This window comes from Pseudomonas sichuanensis, assembly GCF_024749065.1.
In the GTDB taxonomy this organism is placed as follows: domain Bacteria; phylum Pseudomonadota; class Gammaproteobacteria; order Pseudomonadales; family Pseudomonadaceae; genus Aquipseudomonas; species Aquipseudomonas sichuanensis.
In genome coordinates, this window is record NZ_CP087185.1 from 4,523,527 (window position 1) to 4,546,874 (window position 23,348).

Genomic DNA, 23,348 nt, shown 5'->3' on the forward strand with positions numbered 1-23,348 from the left:
ACGGGCCCTCGCGGCCCCTCTGCGGGCGCGGATTATTATCGGACGGCGAAGGCTACAGGCAATCGCAGCGATGCAAAAGGGGTTTTTGCGTGGCGGGCCTGAATGCAATCGCGGGGCAAGCCCGCTCCCACTGTGGGAGCGGGCTTGCCCCGCGAATTGGGCCTGGGACCTGCGATCAGCCCTGGGGCTGCAGGGCCGCCAGGTGGCCACTGATCAGCATGGCGAACTCTTCGACGGTCATCTTCTTGCCGTTGAAGTCGACCATGCCATCGGCATACTTCAGGCTCGAAACCACGTCAGTGCCCTGCACCGTGGCCATGCCACTCTGCACCGCCATCATGCCGACCATCTCACCGGCCTGGCTGGATTGTTGGGCGATGGCCTGCGCGTCGGTCTCGCCACCCAGCAGTGCTTGCAGGGTGGCCAGGTCACCGACCATCGGCTTGGACACGCTCAGCTTGCTGTGCAGGCTGCTGACCAACTGCTTGCCCAACTGATCAGGCGGCAGGTCGAACGAGGTCGGGTTGGCGAAGTCCATGGCCAGGCTGAAGTGGCTCTCGCCGTTGGCCGTCTTGAACGACAGTTTTTCCAGCGCCAACTGCGGCTTGCCGGCCAGCATCTTTTGCAGATCGCCCTGGACCTTGGCCTGTTCTGCCGGGGTCATGTCGAGCGACGGCAGCGCCTGCCCTTCGGCGGCAGCCTGCTGAACCTGCGGCATCTTGGTCTGGTACCACTCCAGCAGTGCCTGCATGGCCTGGATGTCGATGGACTTCATGGTGAAGACCATCTCGCCGCTGCCCACCTTGCGCCCGGCATAGCTGATGTCGGCCACCTTGTACTCCAGGCGCCCGGACAGCTTGTCCTTGGCTTCGCCTTCGGCGCTGTACAGGTTGTTCTGCTGCAGCCCCTTGAGCACCAGCACTTGCTGATCGGCACCGCTGGTGATCTGCGTATCAGCCAGGGCCAGGTCGATGTTGCCGAGGTAGATCATGTCGTGGGCGGACTGACTGAGCTTGCCACCGACCTTGAAGCCGCTGAGCAGGATCTTCACCGGCGTCTCTTGCGCATCGGCGAAATTCAGTTCCAGACGGTCGGCATTGGCGTGAATTTCGGCAGCCTTGCCCTCGCGGTCACCGCTCACCAGCAATTGCATGCCGGAGAAGTCCAGAACCTTTTTGCCATCCTGCTCGAGCTTGACCGGCGCCAGGCGGATATCGCTTTCGACCGTGCCGCCATAGCCCAGGCTGAATTGGCCGGTGACGGGCGCTTTGTCACCCGCCGCAGCGAACCACGACGCGGTGAAATCGTCCTTTTCCAGTGCGCTGTTGCTGGTGGCCATCACCGGCATCAGCTTGAATGCCTTGACCCGCGACCAGGGGAACGGGCCGTGCTCGATCTGGTCGACCACGCCGACGTCGAAGTTCAGCTTCTCGACCTCGCCCAGTTGAATGTCCTTGGCCTTGAGGCGGTAGTGCGCCGTGCTGGTGAAGAAATGCTGCTCCAGCGAAGCCAGTTCGATGGTCATGCTGCCGCCAGTGCCGACCAGGGCTTTCTTCAGCTCTTCGTTACCCTGGGTGATGGAGCGCTCCAGCTCCGCCGGCAGTTGTTTGCCGGTGTACCAGGCGCCAGCGGTGGCTGCGACGGCGATGGCGACGGCCAGGCCGGAAAGGATGCTTACTGATTTCTTCATGAATAGAACCGATTGCTGTCCATAAGGGGCTGCGCGTGGAGGTACGCGAGGACGCGCAGAATACCACTGTCAGGGTGAGCGCATGGCATAGCAGCAGCACACACGCAGGCGAGGCACCGTACCACCACCCGCCAAATCGTAAATATTTATAGACACGAAAATCCGCACAAAACAGGTAAAGCGCCAAGAAAAGGCCGAAAACCCCTTTCAATGTAGATAAAAAACAACATGACCGGTCAGTCTGTCATGTTTAACTTGACACCCTAATGACCATCGTTTTTTATTTCACCCACCTTGCAAGCGCCCATTCCACGAAGAAGAACAATCGCGCCGCCATCATGCCCAAACGCCCCTGCCCGCACGCGCCGCCTTCCTCGTCCCGGCGCTTGAAGCCCTGACACCCGCGCCCTCTCCGCGCACTTCGCAGCTCCAACATAAAAGGTGAACAACATGGAGCCCACCCGCTCGACCTTGCCGTGCCCGCCGCACGCCGTGCCTGCCGTCCAACGCCAGGAGTACCACGCGCATGCAGCCTGACCACCGCGCCACCGGCAACGGCCAGTTCCGTAAATCCCTGCGCCTCTGGCACGTAGTGATCATCGGCCTGGCCTACCTCACCCCGATGACCGTGTTCGACACCTTCGGCATCGTCTCCGGCATCACCGCCGGGCACGTGCCCAGTGCCTATATCCTGGCGCTGGCGGGCATCCTGTTCACCGCTGTGAGTTATGGCACCCTGGTGCGGCGCTTCCCGCAGTCCGGTTCGGCCTACACCTACACCCAACGCGCGATCAACCCGCACGTGGGCTTCCTGGTGGGCTGGTCGTCGCTGCTGGACTACCTGCTGCTGCCCATGGTCAACGCGCTGCTGGCCAAGCTGTACCTGTCGGCGATGTTCCCCGAGGTACCGGCATGGATGTGGGTGGCCGGCTTCGTCACCGTGATCAGCCTGATCAACATGCGCAGCATCAACCTGGTGGCGCATTTCAACCTGCTGTTCGTGCTCGTCCAGGTGGCGATCATGAGCGTGTTCGTCTACCTCTGCGTGCGTGGCCTGGATCAAGGAGAGGGCCTGGGCACCGCGTGGAGCCTGGTACCGTTCGGCGACGAGCAGACCCAGTTCGCCGCCTTGGCCGCGGGTGCGACCATCCTGTGCTTCTCGTTCCTGGGCTTCGACGCGGTCACCTGCCTGTCGGAAGAAACCCGTAATCCAGGCAAGACCATCCCGCTGGCGATCTTCCTCACCGCGCTGATCGGCGGCGTGGTGTTCATCGGCGTGTCGTACTTCATCCAGGCCTACTTCCCGACCATGCAGCGCTTCCACGACCAGGAAGCGGCGCTGCCGGAAATCGCCCTGTATGTCGGCGGCAAGCTGTTCCAGTCGGTATTCATCGCCTGCACGGTGATCAACACCATCGCTTCGGGCCTGGCGTCGCAGACCAGCGTGTCGCGCCTGCTGTACGTGATGGGCCGCGACAAGGTGATCCCGGCCAGCGTGTTCGCCCGCCTGCACTCGCGCTACAAGACCCCGGTGCTGAACATCGCGATTGTCGGCCTGGTGGCGCTGTCGGCGATCTTCTTCGACCTGGTCACCGCCACATCGATCATCAACTTTGGCGCGCTGGTGGCGTTCAGCTTCGTCAACCTCTCGGTGATCAACCACTGCTACCTGCGCGAGGGCAACCGCCAGGGGCTGGCCAACAAGATGAAGTACCTGGTGCTGCCGACCATCGGCTTCTGCATCATCGTTTCGCTGTGGCTGGACCTGAATGAACACTCGCTGCTGTTCGGCGGTGTCTGGGCGGCACTTGGCGTGCTGTACCTGGGCTGGCTGACCAAAGCCTTCCGGGTTGCGCCACCGAACTACATCGCTGAATGAACCACACCCGACGCCCGCCTGACCGCGGGCGTTCTGTTTTGATCGAGAAGGAAAAGCCCATGTCGCTGCGCCGCCTCTCCATCCAGTGGAAGATCACCCTGCTCGCCGGCCTGTGCCTGTTGGCCATCGTCGCCCTGCTGGTGGCCACCTCGCTCACCCAGGCCCGGCGCAACGCCGAGCAGGTGTTCCAGGCCAACACCGAGCTGCTCGACCGCAGTGCCCGCCTGCGCCTGCAGGCCCACGGCGAAACCCAGGCACTGCGCATCCAGCGCTACTTCATGGACGCCTACCAGTACGGCAACGGTTTCGCCCGCCTGGTGCAGGCGCTCAAGGCCCGGGGCGGCACCGACCTGCGCAACCAGCTCAACCACGAAGCCCGCGCCGCACTGGCCGGCAACCCCGACCTGATCGGCCTGTACCTGGTGTTCCAGCCCAACGCCCTGGACCAGCGCGACGCCCAGTTCGTCGGCCAGGCCGATGCCGGCAGCAACGACAGCGGGCGCTTCTCGCTGTACTGGTCGCAAAGCAGCCCAGGCGCGCTGGAAACCGAGGCCATGCCCGAGTCGATGCTCGCCGACGCCAGCATTGGCGCCAACGGCTCACCCTACAACCGCTGGCTGACCTGCCCACTGGAAACCGCCAAGGCCTGCGTGCTCGACCCCTACTTCGACGAGATCAACGGCCAGAAGGTGCTGATGACCAGCATTGCCCTGCCGTTGCTCGAAGGCGGCAAGGTGGTGGGCGTGATCGGCCTGGACATCGGCCTGGACAACCTGCAGCAGTTGGCCCTGGCCGGGCGCCAGGAACTGTTCGACGGCCAGGGCCAGGTGAGCATCGTCAGCCCGGTCGGGCTGTTGGCCGGCCATAGCCAGGACGCCCGGCAACTGAGCCAGACCGTGGAGCAGGCCTTCGGCAGCGCCGCCAGCGCCTTTGCCGCTCCCCTGCGCGCCAGCCAGCCGGTCGAGCGCCTGGATAACGGCATGATGCGCATCTCGCGCCCCTTCACCCCGATCCCCGGCGCCGCGCCCTGGCAGGTGCTGCTGGAGCTGCCGGAGAGCGTGCTGCAAGCGCCGGCGGTAGCCCTCAACCAACGCCTGGACGATCACAACCAGCGCGCCAACCTGACCAGCCTGCTGATCGGCCTGGGCGCTGCCGTACTGGGCCTGCTGCTGGTGTGGCTGACCGCCCGCGGCGTGACTCGGCCAATCCTGGCGGTGGCCGCGCGCCTGAAAGACATCGCCAGCGGCGAAGGCGACCTGACCCGGCGCCTGGACTACGCCCGCGACGACGAACTGGGGCAATTGACCGGCTGGTTCAACCGCTTCCTGGACAAGCTGCAGCCGGTGATCGCCCAGCTCAAAGGCTCGGTGCAGGAGGCCCGTGGCACCGCCGACCAGTCATCGCTGATCGCCAGCCAGACCAGCACCGGCATGCAGCAGCAACACCGGGAAATCGAACAGGTGGCCACCGCCGCCAACGAAATGAGCGCCACCGCCCAGGACGTCGCCCACAACGCCGCGCAAGCCGCCCAGGCCGCACGCGGCGCCGACCAGGCTACCCGCGAAGGCCTGGCCCTGGTCGCGGCCACCCGCCAGGCCATCGACCAGCTGGCCGGCGGCATGGATGCCGCCATGGAGCAGGCACGCTCGCTGGAGAGCCGTGGCGAGCAGATCGGCTCGGTGCTCGAGGTGATCCGCGCCATTGCCGAGCAGACCAACCTGCTGGCACTCAATGCCGCGATCGAGGCCGCCCGCGCCGGCGAGGCCGGGCGTGGCTTCGCGGTGGTCGCCGACGAAGTGCGCAGCCTGGCCCAGCGCACCCAGGTATCAGTGGAGGAAATTCGTCAGGTGATCGAAGGCCTGCAACAGGGCACCCAGGACGTCGTCGGTGCCATGCACGGTGGCCAGCGCCAGGCCCGCGAGAGCGCCGCGCAGATGGAACAGACCCTGCCCGCCCTGCAACGCATCGACCAGGCGGTAACGGTGATCACCGACATGAACCTGCAGATCGCCTCCGCAGCCGAGCAGCAGAGCGCGGTGGCCGAGGAAGTGAATCGCAATGTCGCGGGGATTCGCGATGTGACCGAATCGCTGGCCGGGCAGGCCGATGAATCGGCACGGATCAGCCAGGCGCTCAACCGGCTGGCCAACCAGCAACAGGGCCTGATGGAGCAGTTCCGCGTCTAGGTACGGCTGCGCACTGAAACTTTGAGGGCCGCTCAGCGGCCCAGACAGGTGCCAGCAGACGTTTCTCGAGGCTTTCATTTCCTGTTGACGATCTTTTCACTTCACCTGCTCTAGCGTCGCCTCCTTTAAGCAGCCGCCAGCCTAATGGCGGCTATCTGGCTCCTGAGGCGCACGTGACCACCCCATCCCCCTCCGCTAAAAAAACCATGGACTGGGCAGGCCTCGGCTGGCTCCTGCTGTTTTTCTGGTATTTCTCCGGCGTCACCCAGGCGCTGTTGCTGTTCAGCGGTACCACCGGTTTCGCCGGGTTTCGCGACGCTTTCATCCTCAGCAGCCTGTGGCTGGCACCGGTACTGTTGCTGCCACGCCTGACCCGCGGGCTTGCGGCCGTCATCGGCCTGGTGTTGTGGGCCAGCTCGCTGGTGGGCCTGAGTTACTTCGGCATCTACCATCAGGAGTTCTCGCAGAGCGTGATCTTCGTGATGTTCGAGTCGAACACCGCCGAGGCCAGTGAGTACTTCAGCCAGTACTTCAGTGTTTCGCTGTGCCTGGCACTGCTGCTGTACACGGCGGTTGCAGTGCTGCTGTGGACCCGCATTCGCCCGGTTACCCTGCCTCTGCGCAGCCGCATCCCCGTGGTAGCCTTGCTGCTGGTGTCGCTGCTGGTGCTGCCGTTCTACAAACAGCTCGTCACCCAGCAACGCACCTTTGCCGAAGCCCGCGAGAAGGTCGAACAGCGCATGGAGCCGGCAGTCCCCTGGCAGTTGGTGGTGGGCTACCGGCAATACCGCCAGCAGCTCGACAACATGCAGGAGCTGCTGCAACAGAACGCCGCCCTGCCGCCGCTGCAGAACCTTGCCGACAGCAGCGGCGACACGCCGCGCACCCTGGTGCTGGTGCTGGGTGAGTCCACCACCCGCGAGCACATGCACCTGTATGGCTACAACCGCGACACCACGCCGAACCTCGACGCCCTGGCCGCCAGTGACAAGGGCCTGACGGTGTTCCGCAACGTGGTGTCGCCGCGCCCCTACACCATCGAAGTGATGCAGCAGATCCTCACCTTCGGTGACGAACAGCACCCGGACCGTTTCCTGACCGATCCGTCGCTGATCAACCTGATGAAGCAGGCGGGCTACAAGACCTTCTGGATTACCAACCAGCAGACCATGACCAAGCGCAACACCATGCTCACCACCTTCTCCCAGCAGACGGACGAGCAGGTCTACCTGAACAACCAGCGCAACCAGAACGCCAGCCAGTACGACGATGTGGTACTCGCCCCCTTCGAAAAAGCGCTGCAGGACCCGACGCAGAAGAAGTTCATCATCATCCACCTGCTCGGCACCCACATGGATTACCGCTACCGCTATCCGGCAGATTACGAGCATTTCAAGGACAATGCCGGCGCCCCGGCGGCGCTGTCGCCGGACAAGGTGCAAACCTACAACTTCTATGACAACGCGGTGCGCTACAACGACTACGTGGTATCGAGCCTGATCAAACGGTACGCGGCCACCACGCCGAACGGCTTCTTGCTGTACCTCTCCGACCATGGCGAGGATGTCTACAGCTCCGGCCAGCACGATCGCCTGGGGCGCAACGAAGGCGACCCGACCCGACCGATGTACACCATCCCGTTCCTGCTCTGGACCTCGCCGAGCTGGCAGGCCAGCCACCCACGAGACCTGCAGGCGATGGCCTCGCGCCCTTACAGCAGCTCGCACCTGATCCACACCCTGTCCGACCTGGCCGGGCTGAGCTACGACCGCTACGAGCCCGCCAAGAGCCTGGTGAGCACGCAGTTCAGCCCCGGCCCACGCTGGATCGGCAACCCTTATGTGAAGAACGGCCTGCGCGAATTCGACCAACTGCCCGACAGCAAGGCGCAACACGAGCAAAGCACCGCATCCAGCGACGAGGTAAAGCCGGGCAAAGGCTGACAGAGACAACGCCCATCAAAAAGCCGATGCCCGAACAATCAGGTATCGGCTTTTTTGTTGTAACCAGGGCGATGGGGAGAACATTCTCGCGGCAGCGGAAACGAAAAAGCCCGCCATGAAGGCGGGCTTTTCGTACTGCAATATGGTGGGTCGTGTAGGATTCGAACCTACGACCAATTGGTTAAAAGCCAACTGCTCTACCAACTGAGCTAACGACCCGTTGGATGGCGCGTATATTACTGATTTCTCAGGAGAAATCAACACCTCATACGCATTTTTTTAAAAATAACGAGTCGGGTCCGCTACACCGGCTGCACTGAAGCCATCGGCCCGCAGGCGGCAGCTGTCGCACTTGCCGCAGGCGCGCCCATCATCATCGGCCTGATAGCAGGACACGGTCAGGCTGTAGTCCACGCCGCGAGCGATACCGGCCTGGACAATCTGCGCCTTGCTCAGGTTCTGCAGCGGCGCCTGGATGCGGAAGCCCTGCCCTTCGACCCCGGCCTTGGTGGCCAGGTTGGCCATGCGCTCGAAGGCCTCGACGAACTCGGGGCGGCAGTCCGGGTAACCGGAATAGTCCACCGCATTGACACCAATGAAGATGTCGCGCGCCTGAAGCACTTCGGCCCAGCCGAGCGCCAGCGAGAGGAACACGGTGTTGCGCGCCGGCACGTAAGTCACCGGGATGCCTTCGCTTGGCGCTTCCGGCACGTCGATGCTGCTGTCGGTCAGGGCCGAGCCGCCGATACCGTTCAGGTTCAGGCCAATCACCTTGTGCTCGACCACGCCCAGGTCATGGGCAACCCGCGCCGCGGCCTCGAGCTCGGCACGATGGCGCTGGCCATAGTCGAAGCTCATGGTGTAGCAGGCGTAGCCTTCAGCCTTGGCCATGGCCACCACGGTGGCCGAATCGAGGCCGCCAGAAAGCAGGATTACCGCGCGTTTTTCAGTCATGTCTTTTCTCTCAGCGTCCAGGTTCGTCGTTCCACAGCAGCTTGTGCAGCTGCAGCTGGAAACGCACGGGCAGGTTGTCGGCGACGATCCAGTCAGCCAGGTCGGAGGCTTTCACCTGATGGTGGCTGGGCGAGAACAGCACTTCGCCGGCACGCTCGGTCAGGTTGTACTGGATCAGTTTGGAGACCGCCCAGTCGTAGTCTTCGCGTGAGCAGATAACGAACTTGACCTGATCGTTGCGGGTCAGTAGCTCGATGTTCTCGTAGCGGTTACGGTGCGACTCTTCGGAGCCTGGCGTCTTCAGGTCGACCACGCGGCTGACCCGGGTATCGACGCCGCTGATATCGAGAGCGCCGCTGGTTTCCAGAGAAACCTCGTAACCGGCATCGCACAGGCTGCGCAGCAGCGGCAGCGCATTCGGCTGGGCCAAAGGCTCACCGCCGGTGACACAGACATAGCGCGGCTTGAAGCCGGCCACCTGCTCGAGGATCGAATCCAGGCTACGCAGAGTGCCGCCGCTGAAGGCATAGGCACTGTCGCAGTACTGGCAACGCAGGGGGCAACCGGTCAGGCGCACGAATACCGTGGGCAGCCCAGCCGTTCGCGTTTCACCCTGCAACGAGTAAAAGACTTCGGTGATGCGTAATGTGTCTTGCATGATCGCCACGGGCGTGACAGCTGAACAGGCTGTCCGCCTCCGTCAGGCACTGTCGCGGACTCGACATGGCGTTATCCGCAGCAGCGTGTTTACGAAAAAAGGGCAGTGATTCTAACGAAAAAACCCGCGACAGGCGCGGGTTTCTTCATGAAGCATTGACTCAGAGCTTTTGCAGGTCACGCTCAGCCAGTTTGGCGGCAGTGGTTTTAGGGTAGTCAGTGACCACCTTCTGCAAAATGCCTTTGACCTTGTCGGTGTGGCCCAGGCGGCGCTCGACGTCGGCCAGCTTGTAGAGCGAATCCGGCACCTTATTGTGCTGCGGATACAGCTGGCTGACCTTGGCAAAGGCCTGGCTGGCGCCCTGCAGGTCGCCTTTGGCGAGGTTCACTTCGCCCAGCCAGTATTGCGCGTTACCGGCGTACTGGCTGTTGGGGTACTTGCGCAGGAAGGCGTTGAAGGCCTGGCTGGCCTTGTCGAAGTCCTTCTGCTTGATCAGGTCGAAAGCGGCGTCGTAATAGAGCTTTTCTTTCGCCGGATCACCCGGCTCGCTGCTGGCGGCCGGTGGCTGCGCGGCGCTGGCGCCGGCGGCGGCACCCGTGGCTGCGTTGTTCGCACCACCGGTGGAGGAATTATCGGGAGTCGCGGCAGGTGCCGTTCCGCTGCCAATGCGGCGGTCCAGTTCCTGATAGCGCTCGAGGTTTTCCTGCTTCATGCGCGACACATCGTTCTGCAGCTCTTCGATGATGCCTTGCTGGCGGGAAATCTGGTCCTGCATCTGCTGCAGCTGCATGAACAGCTGGCCGTTTGCAGAAGCAGGGGCCGAAGCCCCTGCTCCGGCATAGGCGCCGCTCGTGCCATAACCCGCAGGTGGCAAACCACCTGCGTTGTCATCTACTACGGGAACCGCAGCCCACGCCGAGAGGGGCAGGCTGAGTGCGAGGACGGTTACTACACGGCGGCACATACGCATAGGAACTTACTTACGCAGTTCTACGCGACGGTTCTGAGCCCAGGACTGCTCGTCGTTGCCGGTGGCAACTGGACGCTCTTCGCCGTAGGAGACCAGTTCCAGCTGAGCAGGGGAAACGCCCTGCAGAACCAGGTAACGCTGAACGGCCTTGGCACGACGCTCACCCAGAGCCATGTTGTACTCGCGGGTGCCGCGCTCGTCGGTGTTGCCTTCCAGGACAACGCGGTTGCCGTTGGACTTCAGGTCCTTGGCGTGAACGTCCAGAGCGCGCATGGCTTCTGGCTTCAGGTCCGAGCTGTCGTATTCGAAGTAGAAGGTGGTGATTGCGCGCAGGGCGGCTTCTTCGCTCAGGGAGCCGTCAACAGCGCCAGTGTTGGCACCGTAGCCAGCGTTCGGATCAACAGCGCCTTCACCAGCGTTGTCGCCGCCTTTCGAGGAGCAACCTACAGCTACGGCCATGGCCAGAGCCAGCGCAGCGAATTTACCAAACTTCAGCATTTCCATCTTGAAACTCCTAATGAAACCCCAATGTGTTAAGCAAAACGTGTTACGCCGCAATCAGTTCAGGTAAGGGGACCAGGACGGTTCTCTGACTTCGCCTTGAGCGGTAGGAAGCGGGAGCCTCACGCGGCCGTTAAGCGACACGAGCATCAAGACTCCCCGGCCCTGCTGGCGGGTGGCGTAGATTAGCATGGTGCCGTTTGGCGCAACAGTGGGAGACTCATCAAGACTGGTCTCGGTGAGAATCTTTACACTTCCGCGTTGCAGATCCTGGGCAGCCACTTTGAAGTTGGTGAAACCCTGTTGGCGATGGATCATCACCAGGGTCTTTTCATCCGCCGACAGTTTCGGGTTGGCGTTGTAGTTGCCCACGAAAGTTACCCGCTCGGCACCACCGCCACTAACCGACTGTTTGTAGATCTGCGGCTTGCCGCCACGGTCGGATGTGAAGTAAAGGGTGTTGCCATCCTTGCCCCAGAACGGCTCGGTATTGATACCGGGGCCGGCAGTGACACGGCTGATCTGACGCGAGGCGACGTTCATCACGTAGATGTCCGGGTTGCCGTCCTTCGACAGCACGAACGCCAGGCGAGTACCGTCGGGCGACCAGGCTGGAGCGCCGTTCAGGCCTTCGAAATTGGTGACCTGTTCGCGGCGACCGGTATCGATGTGCTGGATGAAGATGCGCGGACGCTTCTGCTCGAACGACACGTAGGCGATGCGCTTGCCATCCGGGGCGAAACGCGGCGACAGGATCGGCTCGCGCGACTGCAGCAGGGTGACCGCGCGGGCGCCGTCGTAGTCCGAACGCTGCAGGGTGTAACGGGTGTTGTTGGTCGAGAAACGCTCGGCGGTCACGTACAGCATACGGGTGGAGAACGCACCCTTGATGCCGGTGAGCTTCTCGAACGACTGGTCGGCGATGTAGTGGGACATGTCACGCAGCTGATCGACACCACCCGCGACGCTACCGGTCAGCACTTGCTGCTCGGTGGCGACGTTGAACAGTGCATAGCTGACCTGCAGGCGACCACCGGCAGGCACGATGCTGCCGACCATGACGTACTGCGCGCCCAGTGCTTTCCAGTCACGGAAGATGACTTCGCTGGCCTGGGTAGGCTGGCTGATCATGTTCTGCTTCGGAATCGGCGAATAGTAGCCGGAGTTGCGCAGGTCGTTGCCAATGATATCGGCCATGTCCTCGGGCAGCACGCTGCCGCCCTGCACGCCGAAGGGCACTACCGCGATGGGGGTTGCCCGGTCGCTGCCGCTGGTGACCAGGATGTTCTTTTCCTCCGCCATGGCCATGCCTGCCACGCAGCAGAGCAAGACCAGGAGTCCTCTCAGACGTTTAATCACAACGCTAGATCCTCAGGTGTAAATGTCATCTTGAATGAACGATACGGATTGAATTCGTTCGGCTTCAAGCCCTGCATCTCGGTCAACCGACCAATGTTCTTCACCGCGGCCACGGCCGAGCTGTCGAACGGACCGTCGCCGCTGGATTTGGCCACGCTCACATTGGTGAGGGTACCGTCCGGCAACATGTTGATCTGCAGAACTACCGTCATGCCCTTGCGCGCAGAGGGCGGACGCGCCCAGCCTTCGGCTGCTCGCATACGGATCAGGTCGTCGAAATCGCCGGCCACCTGGTCACCCTGCTCATCGGCCAGCGCCTGCTGGCGCTCGGTGGTGTCGGACAACAGCTCGGCAAGTGCCTGAGCCTTCTTGTCTTCCGCCGATTTGCGGGCCGCTTCCTGTGCTTTTTTCTTCTGGGCGTCTGCAGCGGCCTTTTTCTTGGCCTCTTCAGCTGCCTTCTTCTTCGCTTCCTCGGCCGCCGCTTTCTTCTTGGCGTCCTCGGCTGCTTTTTTCTTTGCGTCTTCGGCGGCTTTCTTCTTCGCCTCTTCCGCTGCCTGTTTCTTGGCCTCTTCTTCGGCCTGCTTTTTCGCCTCTTCTTCAGCCTTCTTCTTGGCGATGTCGGCCTGCTGTTTTTCAGCTGCCTTCTTCGCTTCTTCGGCTTTCTTGGCTTCTGCGGCTTTCTTCTGCTCGGTCGCCTTGGCGGCCTCTTCGGCTTTCTTGGCCTCGGCGGCTTCGCGGGCTTCCTCAGCTTTTTGAGCAGCGTCGGCTTTCTTTTGTTCCGCAGCCTTCACGGCTTCCTGCTCGACCTTCTTCTGCTCCAGCTGCTCGACCTCGGTCTGCCGCGACGCGGTCTTCTTCGCTTCCCCGGCAATCTTCTGATTGGTCTGGGTGGTAGCTTGACTCTTGGACTTGAGCTGGTAGAGCGTGGCCTGGACGATCGGCTTGGAGGGTGGCAGCTCAGGCGTCATGGCGAAACTGACGAACAGCATGCCGAACACCAGCACATGCAGGCCGATGGCCCAGACACTGGGCCAGAAGTAGCTTTCCGAGGCGGATGGCTCTCGCTGCTGCATCAGGGCGCCTCGGTAATCAGGCCAACGTTACCGACACCAGCCTTCTGCAACCCGCCCATGGCACCCATGACCGCGCCGTAGTCGACGGACTTGTCGCCACGAATGAAGACCTGGGTCTGCTTGCCCTGGTCGCGACCGGCGGCAATGATCTTGGTCACCGCGCTGGTCATTTCCGGCAAGGTCATGGCCTTGTCCATCTGCTTGTCGGTGTCGACTTCACTGCCGAGGTTCCAGAAGTAAGTCTTGTCGGCCTTGATCGAGATGGTCAGGATCTGGACATTGTTGTCCTGCGGCAGGGCCTCGCTGGACACCTTGGGCAGGTCTACTTTCACGCCCTGGTTGAGCATGGGGGCGGTCACCATGAAGATGACCAGCAGCACCAGCATCACGTCGATGTAGGGCACCACGTTCATCTCGGCGACCGGCTTGCGTTTGTGGCGAACTCGGGCCATGGGTTTCTACCTGATCACTCTTCGCTGGTGTGTACTTTGCGGTGCAGGATCGCCTGGAACTCGTCGGCGAAGGTGTAGTAACGACCAATCAGTACTTCACTGCGTGCGGCAAAGCGGTTGTAGGCGATGACCGCCGGGATCGCGGCAAACAGGCCGATCGCAGTGGCAATCAGGGCCTCGGCGATACCGGGAGCCACGGTGGCGAGGGTCGCCTGCTGGGCGCTGGCCAGGCCGCGGAACGAGTTCATGATGCCCCAGACGGTACCGAACAGGCCGATGTACGGGCTGGTGGAGCCGACGGTGGCGAGGAACGGCAGGCTCTGCTCGAGCTTCTCTTCTTCACGGGAGATGGCAACGCGCATCGCACGGCCAACACCTTCCATCACGGCGTCCGGGTCGACACCCGGCTGCTGGCGCAGGCGCGAGAATTCCTTGAAGCCGGCACGAAATACCTGCTCGACACCCGAGTCCGGGTCCGGGTTGCTGCCGGCCTGGCGGTACAGCTTGGACAGGTCGATACCCGACCAGAAGCGCTCCTCGAAGGCATCCAGGGCACGACGACCGGCGCGCAGCATGGTGCTGCGCTGGAAGATCATGACCCAGGACATGACCGAAGCGGCCACCAGGGTGAGCATTACCAGCTGAACCACGACGCTGGCATTGGCGACCAGGCTCCACATGGAGGTATGGTCGACGACGTTTGCTTCCACGCTTATTCTCCTGCGTTGGATTGAGTACCCGCACCGTCCGCCAGGAACGCATCGCGCAGTTCTGGGGGAATGGCCCGGGGCTTGAAAGTGTCGGCACGCACGGCGGCCACAAGGAACTGCCCCTCGCAGAGCAGCACTTCATCCTTTATTCGCCATACCTGCTGCACGAAGCGCAGGCTGGCGCGATTCAATTCAAGCACTTGCGCGGTTACCCGCAATTCGTCGTCCAGCCGCGCCGGCGCGTGGTAGCGCGCTTCGCTGGAGTGCACGACGAACAGAAGATTGTCACCCGCCAGTTGCGCCTGGGAAAAGCCCAGGTGACGCAGGCGCTCGGTACGCGCTCGCTCCATGAACTTGAGGTAGTTGACGTAGTACACCACCCCACCCGCGTCGGTATCCTCGTAATAGACGCGACAGCGGTGTGCGAACGGTTCCAGCCCATTTTGCGCGCGCATACTCTAGTGCTTACTCCTGAACTTGCCAATCCGCCCAGGCAACTGTTTTTGCCGGGTTAATGTCGTATTGCCAGCGTTTGGTGGGCATGCCTGCGGTAGGACCACGAAATCGCCGGTTCGATCTGTCATTCGTCGTCCTGCGCGGAATATTCCCCGCCTTCACAGAAACGCCCGGGAATGTTCAGGCCGAAATGCAGGTAGGCGTGGCGAGTGACCACCCGGCCTCGCGGGGTGCGCATGATATAGCCTTGCTGGATGAGGTACGGTTCCAGCACGTCTTCAATGGTATGGCGCTCTTCGCTGATAGCCGCGGCCAGGTTGTCCACGCCCACCGGGCCACCGTCGAACTTCTCGATCATGGTCAGCAGCAGGCGTCGGTCGGAATGGTCGAAACCGCGCTCGTCGACGTCCAGCAGGTTGAGCGCCATGTCTGCCACGGCCTTGGTGATTTCGCCCTTGCCGCGCACCTCGGCGTAGTCACGCACGCGGCGCAGCAGGCGGTTGGCAATACGCGGGGTACCGCGCGCACGGCGGGCAATCTCGAACGCACCGGTATCCTCGATCGACAACCCGAGAATGCCGGCCGAACGGCTGACGATGGTCGCCAGGTCCCGATCGCTGTAGAACTCCAGGCGCTGGACGATACCGAAACGGTCACGCAGGGGGTTGGTCAGCATGCCTGCGCGGGTGGTGGCGCCGACCAGGGTGAACGGTGGCAGATCGAGCTTGATCGAGCGCGCAGCCGGCCCCTCTCCGATCATGATGTCCAGCTGGAAGTCTTCCATTGCCGGATACAGCACTTCCTCGACCACCGGCGACAAGCGGTGAATTTCGTCAATGAACAGCACATCGTGCGGTTCCAGATTGGTGAGCATCGCCGCCAGGTCGCCCGGGCGCTCAAGGATCGGCCCTGAGGTACTCTTGACCGAAACGCCCATTTCATGGGCAATGATATTGGCCAGCGTGGTCTTGCCCAGACCGGGCGGGCCGAAGATCAGGGTATGGTCGAGGGACTCGTTGCGACCGCGCGCAGCCTGGATGAACAGCGCCATCTGCTCGCGCACCACCGGCTGGCCGATGTATTCCTCCAGCCGCAGCGGACGGATTGCGCGGTCCTGGACCTCTTCGCGGTCGCGTCCGGAGGCGGCAATCAGGCGGTCGGTCTCGATCACTTGGTAATCATCCCTTTGAGGCTGCGACGGATCAGTTCTTCACTGCTGAGGTTGGCCTTGCCTTCGATGGCGGAAATGGCCTTGCTGGCCTCCTGCGGCTTGTAGCCCAACGACACCAGCGCACTGACCGCGTCTGCCTCGGCCGTGTTGACGCTGGCCACCGGCAGCGGGCCGTCGGACACCAGGGCGAACATCGCCGGCGAGGTTTCCCAGGCCTTGAAGCGGTCCTTGAGTTCGACCAGCAGGCGCTCGGCGGTCTTCTTGCCGACGCCCGGCACGCGCACCAGCACGGCGGCGTCCTGCGCCTGCACGCAGCGCACCAGATCGTCGACTTCAAGCCCGGACATCAACGCCAGCGCCAGCTTCGGGCCAACGCCATTGAGCCGGATCAGCTCGCGGAACAGTTCACGCTCGCGCTTTTCAGCGAAGCCATACAGCAGGTGGGCATCTTCACGCACCACCTGGTGGGTATGCAGGGTCACGACCTCCCCCACCTTTGGCAGGCGATAAAGGGTGGTCATCGGCACTTCGAGCTCGTAGCCCAGGCCATTGACGTCGACAATCAGGTGCGGCGGCTGTTTTTCCGCCAGGGTGCCGCGCAAACGTCCAATCACGTTCCGATCCTTTCTCTGGGGCGCCGGTCAGAAACCGCACAACCCTATCAGCAAATGCTTCGGGCGAACGGGCCACCCGGACAAAATGTGTATCAGCGCATGAAGCGGCTACAGACGCAAGCGCCCGCCGCGTCGCCGCGCCGTGGTCAAACCATGAGGAATCAGGCTGGACCGGGTATGGGCATGGCACAGGGCGATGGCCAGGGCATCGGAGGCATCGACTTGCGGTTTCTGGGTGAGCTTGAGCAGGTGCATGACCATCAACATCACTTGATCCTTGTTGGCCCCACCGGTGCCCGCTACCGCCTGTTTGACCTGGCTGGCGGTATATTCGGCGATCTCCAGGCCCGCTTCTGCGGCGGCAACGATCGCGGCACCACGCGCCTGCCCCAGCTTGAGCGCCGAGTCGGCATTGCGCGCCATGAACACCCGCTCGATACCCATGGTCACCGGGCCGTGCTGGCGAATGATCTCGCTGACGCCGCGAAAGACGACGAGCAGCCGATCGTGCAGCTCGCCATCACCGGTGCGAATACAGCCCGAGGTGACGTACTCGCAGCCGCGCGCAGTCTGCCGGACCACACCGAAGCCGGTGATGCGCGAACCGGGGTCGATACCAAGAATCAGAGTCATAACGCCTACAGATATTTACGAATTTGCCGGCCCTATCGCGGGACAAGCCGCATCGGCGCACCGCCGCTCCCACAGGGAGCATGCAAAACCCCCTGCGGGAGCGGCGGTGCGCCGATGCGACTTGCCCTGCGATAGCGCCTGTCGCCGAAACTATCAGCCCAGTGCTTCCATGATCTCGTCGGAGATCTGTGCATTGGAGTAGACGTTCTGCACGTCGTCCAGGTCCTCGAGCATGTCGATCAGCTTGAGCACCTTCTCGGCGCCCTCCTGATCCAGCTCGGCACTGGTGGTCGGCTGCATCACGATCTCGGCATCCGAAGCCTTGAAGCCCGCCTCTTCCAGCGCATTACGCACCGCGTAGAAGCTGTTGAACGAGGTGAACACATCGAAGGAGCCGTCGTCGTTGACCACCACGTCGTCGGCATCGGCCTCCATCGCGGCTTCCATCAGCGCATCTTCGTCAACGGCCAGTTCTGCGGCGAAGCTGATCTGCCCCTTGCGCTCGAACAGGTAGGCCACCGAACCGTCGGTGCCCAGGTTGCCACCGCACTTGGTGAAGGCATGGCGCACGGCCGCGGCGGTACGGTTGCGGTTGTCGGTCATGGCTTCGACCATGATCGCCACGCCACCCGGGCCGTAACCTTCATAGCTGAGCTCTTCGACGTTGTCGCTTTCGTTGGTGCCGGCACCCCGGGCCACGGCGCGATCGATGATGTCGCGGCTCATGTTCGCACCCAGGGCCTTGTCCAGCGCCAGGCGCAGACGCGGGTTGGAAGCCGGGTCACCACCGCCCTGCTTGGCGGCGACGGTCAGCTCGCGGATCCACTTGGTGAAGATCTTGCCCCTCTTGGCATCCTGGCGCTCTTTGCGGTGCTTGATGTTCGCCCACTTGGAATGACCAGCCATAACGACTCCAAATCCTTGAAACAGAAACAGGTTCCGCCCCGAAGGGCGGAACGCGTGGAATACGTGGGCGCAGCGCTAGCTACCGATGCGCCCGAGGTCGCAATTACTCGACCTTGGTCTGCTCGCGCAGACGGATGTGCAGCTCGCGCAGGGCCTTGGCGTCGACCAGACCAGGGGCCTGGGTCATCACGCACGCGGCGCTCTGGGTTTTCGGGAAGGCGATCACTTCACGGATCGACTGGGCACCGGTCATCAGCATGACCAGGCGGTCCAGACCGAAGGCCAGGCCACCGTGGGGCGGCGCACCGAATTTCAGGGCGTCGAGCAGGAAGCCGAACTTCTCTTCCTGTTCCGCCGCCTCGATACCCAGCAGACGGAAGACCGCCTGTTGCATTTCTTTGCGGTGGATACGGATCGAACCGCCACCCAGCTCGGTGCCGTTGAGCACCATGTCGTAGGCACGGGACAGTGCAGTGGCCGGGTTGGCCTCCAGCTCTTCCGGGGTGCATTTCGGCGCGGTGAACGGGTGGTGCAGTGCGGTGAAGCTGCCGTCTTCGTTCTCTTCGAACATCGGGAAGTCGACGACCCACATTGGGGCCCACTCGCAGGTCAGCAGTTCGAAATCGTGGCCCAGGCGGATACGCAGTGCGCCCAGGGCTTCGCTGACGACTTTGAACTTGTCGGCGCCGAAGAACACGATGTCGCCGTCGACCGCACCCACGCGATCGAGGATGTTGTTGAGGTTGGCCTCGGGGATGTTCTTGACGATCGGCGACTGCAGGCCTTCGACACCCTTGGCGCGCTCGTTGACCTTGATGTAAGCCAGGCCCTTGGCACCGTAGATGCCGACGAACTTGGTGTACTCGTCGATCTTGCTGCGCGGCATGCTCGCGCCGCCTGGCACACGCAGGGCGGTGACGCGGCATTTAGGATCGTTTGCCGGGCCGGCGAACACCTTGAAGTCGACGTCCTTCAGCTGGTCGGCAACGTCAACCAGTTCCAGCGGGTTACGCAGGTCGGGCTTGTCGGAACCGTAGCGACGCATGGCCTCTTCGAAGGTCATGTGCGGGAATTCACCGAACTCCAGATCCAGCACTTCCTTGAACAGCTTGCGGATCATGCTCTCGGTGAGGCCCATGATCTCGGATTCGTCGAGGAAGCTGGTCTCGATGTCGATCTGGGTGAATTCCGGCTGGCGGTCGGCACGCAGGTCTTCGTCACGGAAGCACTTGGCGATCTGGTAGTAGCGGTCGAAGCCCGCGACCATCAGCAGCTGCTTGAACAGCTGCGGCGACTGCGGCAGGGCGAAGAAGCTGCCAGCGTGGGTACGGCTCGGCACCAGGTAGTCGCGGGCGCCTTCCGGGGTGGCGCGGGTCAGGATCGGCGTCTCGACGTCAAGGAAGCCATTTTCGTCGAGGAAGCGGCGGATGCTGGTGGTGATGCGCGAACGCAGGCGCAGCTTCTCGGCCATTTCCGGACGACGCAGGTCGATGAAGCGGTAACGCAGACGGGTTTCCTCGCCAACGTCGGAGTATTCGTTCAGCGGGAACGGCGGCGTTTCGGCTTCGTTGAGCACGGTCAGCTGGTAGCCGAGGATCTCGATGGCGCCGGAGGCCATGTTGGCGTTTACCGCGCCTTCCGGACGCTTGCGCACCTTGCCGGTGATCTGTACCACGTATTCGCTGCGCACGCGGTCGGCGGCGGCGAAGGTTTCGGCGCGATCCGGGTCGAATACGACCTGGGCCATGCCCTCGCGGTCACGGATATCGAGGAAGATCACCCCGCCGTGGTCGCGACGACGATGGACCCAGCCGCAAAGGGTGACTTCCTGGCCGTCCAGGCTCTCGTTCAGTTGGCCGCAATAATGGCTGCGCATCATGGTCGTGGTTTCGCTTCTCGTGATTCGTGTATTCGGTGGAGGTCTTCGCCGCCCAAGGGGCTAATACTGCAAGACCCGGTCGGTGCAATTCAACTCAGTCGGCCTTGTCGCCGCCTGCCAGATTCTTTTTTGCCCCGGTCTTGAAGTCGGTCTCGTACCAGCCGTTGCCACTCAGGCGAAAGCCGGGGACCGACAGCAGCTTCTTCAATGCCGGGGCCTGACACGCCGGGCAATCGGTCAGCGGCGCAGCACTGATCTTCTGCAACACCTCCATGCGGTGTTCGCAGGATGCACATTGATAGTCGTAAAGGGGCATGGTGTCTCTCGTCAACCACATTGCAGGCTGCCCACGGCAGCAAAGAGCGGGATTATATATGGTTAACCGGAGCAGTGCAGCCCGCCTGGCGAACAGTGTGAATCCGACGCATCCTGCAGCCAAGCCACGCAGATCACCCGGATCAGGCCACTGAAGTTCCTCACCCCGCCATGGCGCAGGTGCACCTCACGGTCCACATAGGACAGCACAGCACTGACCGAACACCGATTGGCCTGGGCAATCCGTTCAAGGATCCGCCAGTAGACCGCCTCCAGGCGCAGACAGGTTGCAAAACCATTGAGCCGTACCGAACGCGACACCGGCCCGGCCTGCTGCATGTCGAAATCAACCTTGAACGGGTCAATGCGCGGCCGACCACTCCCCTGCCCTTGCCTGCTCCCAGCATTTACTCCTTGCGTAACACCGTACATCGCTTCGCTCCATCGTCACGAACATCCCCGTCCGTCGCTCCGGACAGGGTCCTGGCCGTCAATGAAGCGCTGCCACGCATGCAGATAGCAGCAGCAAAGTCTTCCCCCCAAACGAACAGAGCACGGCACCTTCCCTGGCGCCGCCCCTCCCTTCAATGCTTGCGCAAGAATCAAGCAGCAATTACTTCCCGTCGAGCAATACCCGCAGCATCCAGGCCGTTTTCTCATGCACCTGCATGCGCTGGGTGAGCAAGTCAGCGGTTGGTTCGTCGCTGACCTTGTCCACCACTGGGAAGATGCTGCGCGCGGTGCGCACCACCGCCTCCTGGCCCTGCACCAGTTGCCGGATCATTTCATCGGCGACGGGCACCCCCTCTTCCTCCTTGATCGACGAATGGCGCGCATAAAAGGCATAGGAACCCGGCGCGGGAAAACCCAGCGCGCGGATGCGTTCGGCAATGGAGTCCACTGCCAGCGCCAACTCGTTGTACTGCTCCTCGAACATCAGGTGCAGGGTGCGAAACGACGGGCCGGTGACGTTCCAGTGGAAATTGTGGGTTTTCAGGTACAGCACATAGGTATCCGACAGTAATCGGGACAACCCTTCGACAATGGATTTGCGATCTTCTTCACTGATACCGATATCGATTGCCATGACGCTCCCCTCTCCTTAGTAGGCCTGGATGATCAAGCGGGCGCGAGTCACTGTGAGACGTGACTGCGCGACAACCCTACAAACCCTAGCAAGAGATTCCTCGCCACGCAGGCCGCGACGTCCAGCCGGCGCACGCGGTTTGAGATGCCTGCGCCTTTGCTGTTAAATAGGCAGCGTGCCACCCGTGCGGACTGTTATTGCCGGGTGCATAGGCTGGCCTGTCACGTTTTTGCGCTTACACCTCACGCGCACCGTGCAGCCAGCTCATCCTGTGATCGGCCTTATCAATGCGAGCCTAATCAAATGTTCAAGATCGTCCATCTGGTGACGGGCGTGGCTGCCTTGCTGCTATCGCTCATACCCAGCCTCAGAACCGACGCCACACCCCTGCTGCAACAACCCGAGGCCGTATACCTGGCCTTGCTCGGGCTGCTCAACCTGATCCTGGCCCCGGCCCTGCCGCTGTATTACAACGGCATGCGCCAGCAATTGCAGCGCGCGACCAGCATCCTGCTGGTACTGGCCGTAGCCCTGCAGACGCTTACCCTGCTGGCACGCCCGGAACTGGGCAGCCTGCCCGCACTGGCCTGCGCCATCTTCGCCTGCGCCCTGCACCTGGCAGCAGGTTTTGCCCGCACGCCACGCAAAGCCCGCAGCCAGGGCGTAGCGCAAGACGCAGGTCTGCGCGATACCGGTACGGTGAAGTGGTTCAATACCTCGAAGGGCTTCGGCTTCATCTCCCGCGATACCGGTGACGATATCTTCGTGCACTTTCGCGCCATCCGTGGCGAAGGCCACCGCGTCCTGGTCGAAGGCCAGCGCGTGGAGTTTTCGGTGATGCACCGTGACAAGGGCCTGCAGGCCGAAGACGTGGTCGCGGTCTCGCGCCGCTGACCACAGACTCCGCCGCCCTCAATAATGAGGCGGCGGAGCCTCCTCTCCCTCGCTGCCGTACTGGCCGACCATCTCTTCGTAACGCTTGATCAACTCGGCCACCTGCAATTGCAGGCGCTCGATCACCCGCCCCTGTTCGACCACCACGTCATTCAGCGCCTGGATGGTGTCATCCTGGAACGCCTGTCGGGTTTGGAGCTCGACGATCTGCATTTCCAGCGACATGCCTCAGGCCTCCTTGAAGCTTTCACCGAGCAGCGCACGCACACGCTGGCGAATGCCTTCCACCTGTTCCGGCGCATAGTCGATGGCCGGCACCTTGCCCCACACCGGCGCAGGCCAGGCGGCATCGCCGTGGCGACGGACGATGACATGCATGTGCAACTGGCTGACAACGTTACCGAGCGTGGCGACGTTCATCTTGTCGGCGGCAAAGGCATCCTTCAACGCTTCGGCCAAGGCATTGGTTTCCTGCCAGAGCTGCTGCTGATCAACCTCCTCGAGGTCGAAAAGCTCGCTGATGTCGGCACGACGCGGCACCAGGATGAACCAGGGGTAGTTGGCATCCTTGCTCAACAGCAAGCGGCATAGCGGCAGATCGCCCAGCACCAGGGAATCCTGCTGCAGGCGCGAATCGAGAGTGAACACGGCGTACCTCCTGAAAACAATGACGCCCCACAGGGCGAAAACAGGGGCGAAGGATACCCTGCTTCCACTTTTGCCACATCAGCGAGGATGCGCACCCAACAGGCATGCGCCCCCGTTTGAGCCGGCGGCGGTAACACCACGCTACTTTTCGCACCAAAATGATGCCAATCGTCACCGCACCACCACACTTTCTTCACACAAAACACGCAGGATCAACAGTTACGGGTAACACCTTGACTTTGAAGGCAACTGTTGCCAACAAGCAGGACATTGATCTATGGCACACCATAAGACAGGCGCCGCCCCGTGTTTACGGTGATTTCCACCCTACCGCTTCGGCAACTGTGAAAATTTCATCAAACGTTCGTGA

General features: G+C 62.3%; 23 protein-coding genes, 1 tRNA gene and 2 pseudogenes. 5 read left to right on the forward strand and 21 right to left on the reverse strand.

Annotated features, from left to right (window positions below; all coding sequences use genetic code 11):
• Positions 1-175: 175 nt before the first annotated feature.
• A complete protein-coding gene (locus LOY51_RS20440; RefSeq protein WP_258642814.1) occupies positions 176-1,690 on the reverse strand; it encodes a YdgA family protein in 1,515 nt (504 codons plus the stop codon).
• Positions 1,691-2,216: 526 nt separating this feature from the next.
• On the opposite strand from LOY51_RS20440, the gene LOY51_RS20445 reads away from it, so the two are divergent.
• The 4 genes and pseudogenes from LOY51_RS20445 (at position 2,217) to LOY51_RS20455 (ending at position 7,698) form a co-directional block, all read left to right on the forward strand.
• Positions 2,217-3,569 (forward strand): APC family permease, encoded by a 1,353-nt coding sequence (locus LOY51_RS20445; RefSeq protein ID WP_110992332.1) that lies wholly within the window; start codon positions 2,217-2,219, stop codon positions 3,567-3,569.
• 278 nt (positions 3,570-3,847) lie between these two features.
• Positions 3,848-4,897: pseudogene (locus LOY51_RS27220) on the forward strand (methyl-accepting chemotaxis protein); the annotation flags it as partial.
• Between the two features lie 345 nt (positions 4,898-5,242).
• Positions 5,243-5,755 (forward strand): annotated as a pseudogene (locus LOY51_RS27225) (methyl-accepting chemotaxis protein); the annotation flags it as partial.
• A gap of 173 nt (positions 5,756-5,928) precedes the next feature.
• Positions 5,929-7,698, forward strand: coding sequence for a phosphoethanolamine transferase CptA (locus LOY51_RS20455; RefSeq protein ID WP_258642818.1), 1,770 nt, complete (start codon positions 5,929-5,931; stop codon positions 7,696-7,698).
• A gap of 143 nt (positions 7,699-7,841) precedes the next feature.
• On the opposite strand, the gene LOY51_RS20460 is transcribed toward LOY51_RS20455, so the two are convergent.
• The 18 genes from LOY51_RS20460 to LOY51_RS20545 form a co-directional block, all read right to left on the reverse strand.
• Positions 7,842-7,917, reverse strand: a tRNA-Lys gene (locus LOY51_RS20460).
• Between the two features lie 60 nt (positions 7,918-7,977).
• Positions 7,978-8,652 (reverse strand): 7-cyano-7-deazaguanine synthase QueC, encoded by a 675-nt coding sequence (queC, locus tag LOY51_RS20465; RefSeq protein ID WP_125859814.1) that lies wholly within the window; start codon positions 8,650-8,652, stop codon positions 7,978-7,980.
• Positions 8,653-8,662: 10 nt separating this feature from the next.
• On the reverse strand, positions 8,663-9,310 hold the full coding sequence (queE, locus tag LOY51_RS20470) for a 7-carboxy-7-deazaguanine synthase QueE (RefSeq protein WP_125465138.1): 648 nt from the start codon (positions 9,308-9,310) through the stop codon (positions 8,663-8,665).
• A 160-nt stretch (positions 9,311-9,470) separates the two neighbouring features.
• A complete protein-coding gene (gene ybgF, locus LOY51_RS20475; protein WP_125859816.1) occupies positions 9,471-10,280 on the reverse strand; it encodes a tol-pal system protein YbgF in 810 nt (269 codons plus the stop codon).
• A 6-nt stretch (positions 10,281-10,286) separates the two neighbouring features.
• A complete protein-coding gene (gene pal / locus LOY51_RS20480) occupies positions 10,287-10,784 on the reverse strand; it encodes a peptidoglycan-associated lipoprotein Pal (protein WP_008090230.1) in 498 nt (165 codons plus the stop codon).
• 54 nt (positions 10,785-10,838) lie between these two features.
• Positions 10,839-12,089 carry a Tol-Pal system beta propeller repeat protein TolB gene (tolB, locus tag LOY51_RS20485; protein WP_223277225.1) on the reverse strand — a complete coding sequence of 417 codons (1,251 nt, stop codon included), beginning with the start codon at positions 12,087-12,089 and terminating at the stop codon, positions 10,839-10,841.
• Positions 12,090-12,136: 47 nt separating this feature from the next.
• Complete coding sequence (gene tolA, locus LOY51_RS20490; RefSeq protein ID WP_125465141.1) at positions 12,137-13,213, reverse strand: cell envelope integrity protein TolA; 1,077 nt, start codon at positions 13,211-13,213, stop codon at positions 12,137-12,139.
• Complete coding sequence (tolR, locus tag LOY51_RS20495) at positions 13,213-13,665, reverse strand: protein TolR (RefSeq protein ID WP_110992339.1); 453 nt, start codon at positions 13,663-13,665, stop codon at positions 13,213-13,215. The genes tolA and tolR overlap by 1 nt, the downstream gene beginning before the upstream one ends.
• Positions 13,666-13,679: 14 nt before the next feature.
• A complete protein-coding gene (gene tolQ, locus LOY51_RS20500) occupies positions 13,680-14,375 on the reverse strand; it encodes a protein TolQ (RefSeq protein ID WP_125465142.1) in 696 nt (231 codons plus the stop codon).
• 2 nt (positions 14,376-14,377) lie between these two features.
• Entirely contained in the window at positions 14,378-14,830 is a 453-nt protein-coding gene (ybgC, locus tag LOY51_RS20505) for a tol-pal system-associated acyl-CoA thioesterase (protein WP_125465143.1), read from the reverse strand.
• Positions 14,831-14,955: 125 nt separating this feature from the next.
• A complete protein-coding gene (gene ruvB / locus LOY51_RS20510) occupies positions 14,956-16,002 on the reverse strand; it encodes a Holliday junction branch migration DNA helicase RuvB (RefSeq protein ID WP_110992342.1) in 1,047 nt (348 codons plus the stop codon).
• Positions 15,999-16,616 carry a Holliday junction branch migration protein RuvA gene (gene ruvA, locus LOY51_RS20515; RefSeq protein WP_110992343.1) on the reverse strand — a complete coding sequence of 206 codons (618 nt, stop codon included), beginning with the start codon at positions 16,614-16,616 and terminating at the stop codon, positions 15,999-16,001. Before ruvA ends, ruvB begins: the two co-directional genes overlap by 4 nt.
• A 108-nt stretch (positions 16,617-16,724) precedes the next feature.
• The gene (gene ruvC, locus LOY51_RS20520) at positions 16,725-17,249 is read right to left on the reverse strand and encodes a crossover junction endodeoxyribonuclease RuvC (protein WP_125465144.1); all 525 of its coding nucleotides are present in this window, start codon (positions 17,247-17,249) and stop codon (positions 16,725-16,727) included.
• A gap of 153 nt (positions 17,250-17,402) precedes the next feature.
• Positions 17,403-18,155, reverse strand: a complete 753-nt coding sequence (locus tag LOY51_RS20525) for a YebC/PmpR family DNA-binding transcriptional regulator (protein ID WP_125465145.1) — start codon at positions 18,153-18,155, stop codon at positions 17,403-17,405.
• Between the two features lie 103 nt (positions 18,156-18,258).
• Positions 18,259-20,034, reverse strand: a complete 1,776-nt coding sequence (aspS, locus tag LOY51_RS20530) for an aspartate--tRNA ligase (RefSeq protein WP_125465146.1) — start codon at positions 20,032-20,034, stop codon at positions 18,259-18,261.
• Between the two features lie 94 nt (positions 20,035-20,128).
• Positions 20,129-20,350: an FmdB family zinc ribbon protein gene (locus tag LOY51_RS20535; protein WP_003254776.1), complete on the reverse strand. Its 222-nt coding sequence runs from the start codon at positions 20,348-20,350 to the stop codon at positions 20,129-20,131.
• Between the two features lie 62 nt (positions 20,351-20,412).
• Positions 20,413-20,781, reverse strand: a complete 369-nt coding sequence (locus LOY51_RS20540) for a ribbon-helix-helix domain-containing protein (protein WP_125859820.1) — start codon at positions 20,779-20,781, stop codon at positions 20,413-20,415.
• Between the two features lie 181 nt (positions 20,782-20,962).
• Entirely contained in the window at positions 20,963-21,436 is a 474-nt protein-coding gene (locus LOY51_RS20545) for a Dps family protein (protein ID WP_016392255.1), read from the reverse strand.
• A 303-nt stretch (positions 21,437-21,739) separates the two neighbouring features.
• Here LOY51_RS20545 and LOY51_RS26995 point away from each other — a divergent pair, with 303 nt between their 5' ends.
• A complete protein-coding gene (locus tag LOY51_RS26995; protein ID WP_125465148.1) occupies positions 21,740-22,330 on the forward strand; it encodes a cold-shock protein in 591 nt (196 codons plus the stop codon).
• 18 nt (positions 22,331-22,348) lie between these two features.
• Here LOY51_RS26995 and LOY51_RS20555 read toward each other — a convergent pair whose 3' ends face one another.
• Together LOY51_RS20555 and LOY51_RS20560 are read right to left on the reverse strand one after the other, a co-directional pair.
• Positions 22,349-22,555 (reverse strand): SlyX family protein, encoded by a 207-nt coding sequence (locus LOY51_RS20555; protein WP_258642829.1) that lies wholly within the window; start codon positions 22,553-22,555, stop codon positions 22,349-22,351.
• 3 nt (positions 22,556-22,558) lie between these two features.
• Positions 22,559-22,978, reverse strand: a complete 420-nt coding sequence (locus LOY51_RS20560; RefSeq protein ID WP_125859824.1) for an HIT family protein — start codon at positions 22,976-22,978, stop codon at positions 22,559-22,561.
• Positions 22,979-23,348: the final 370 nt, after the last annotated feature.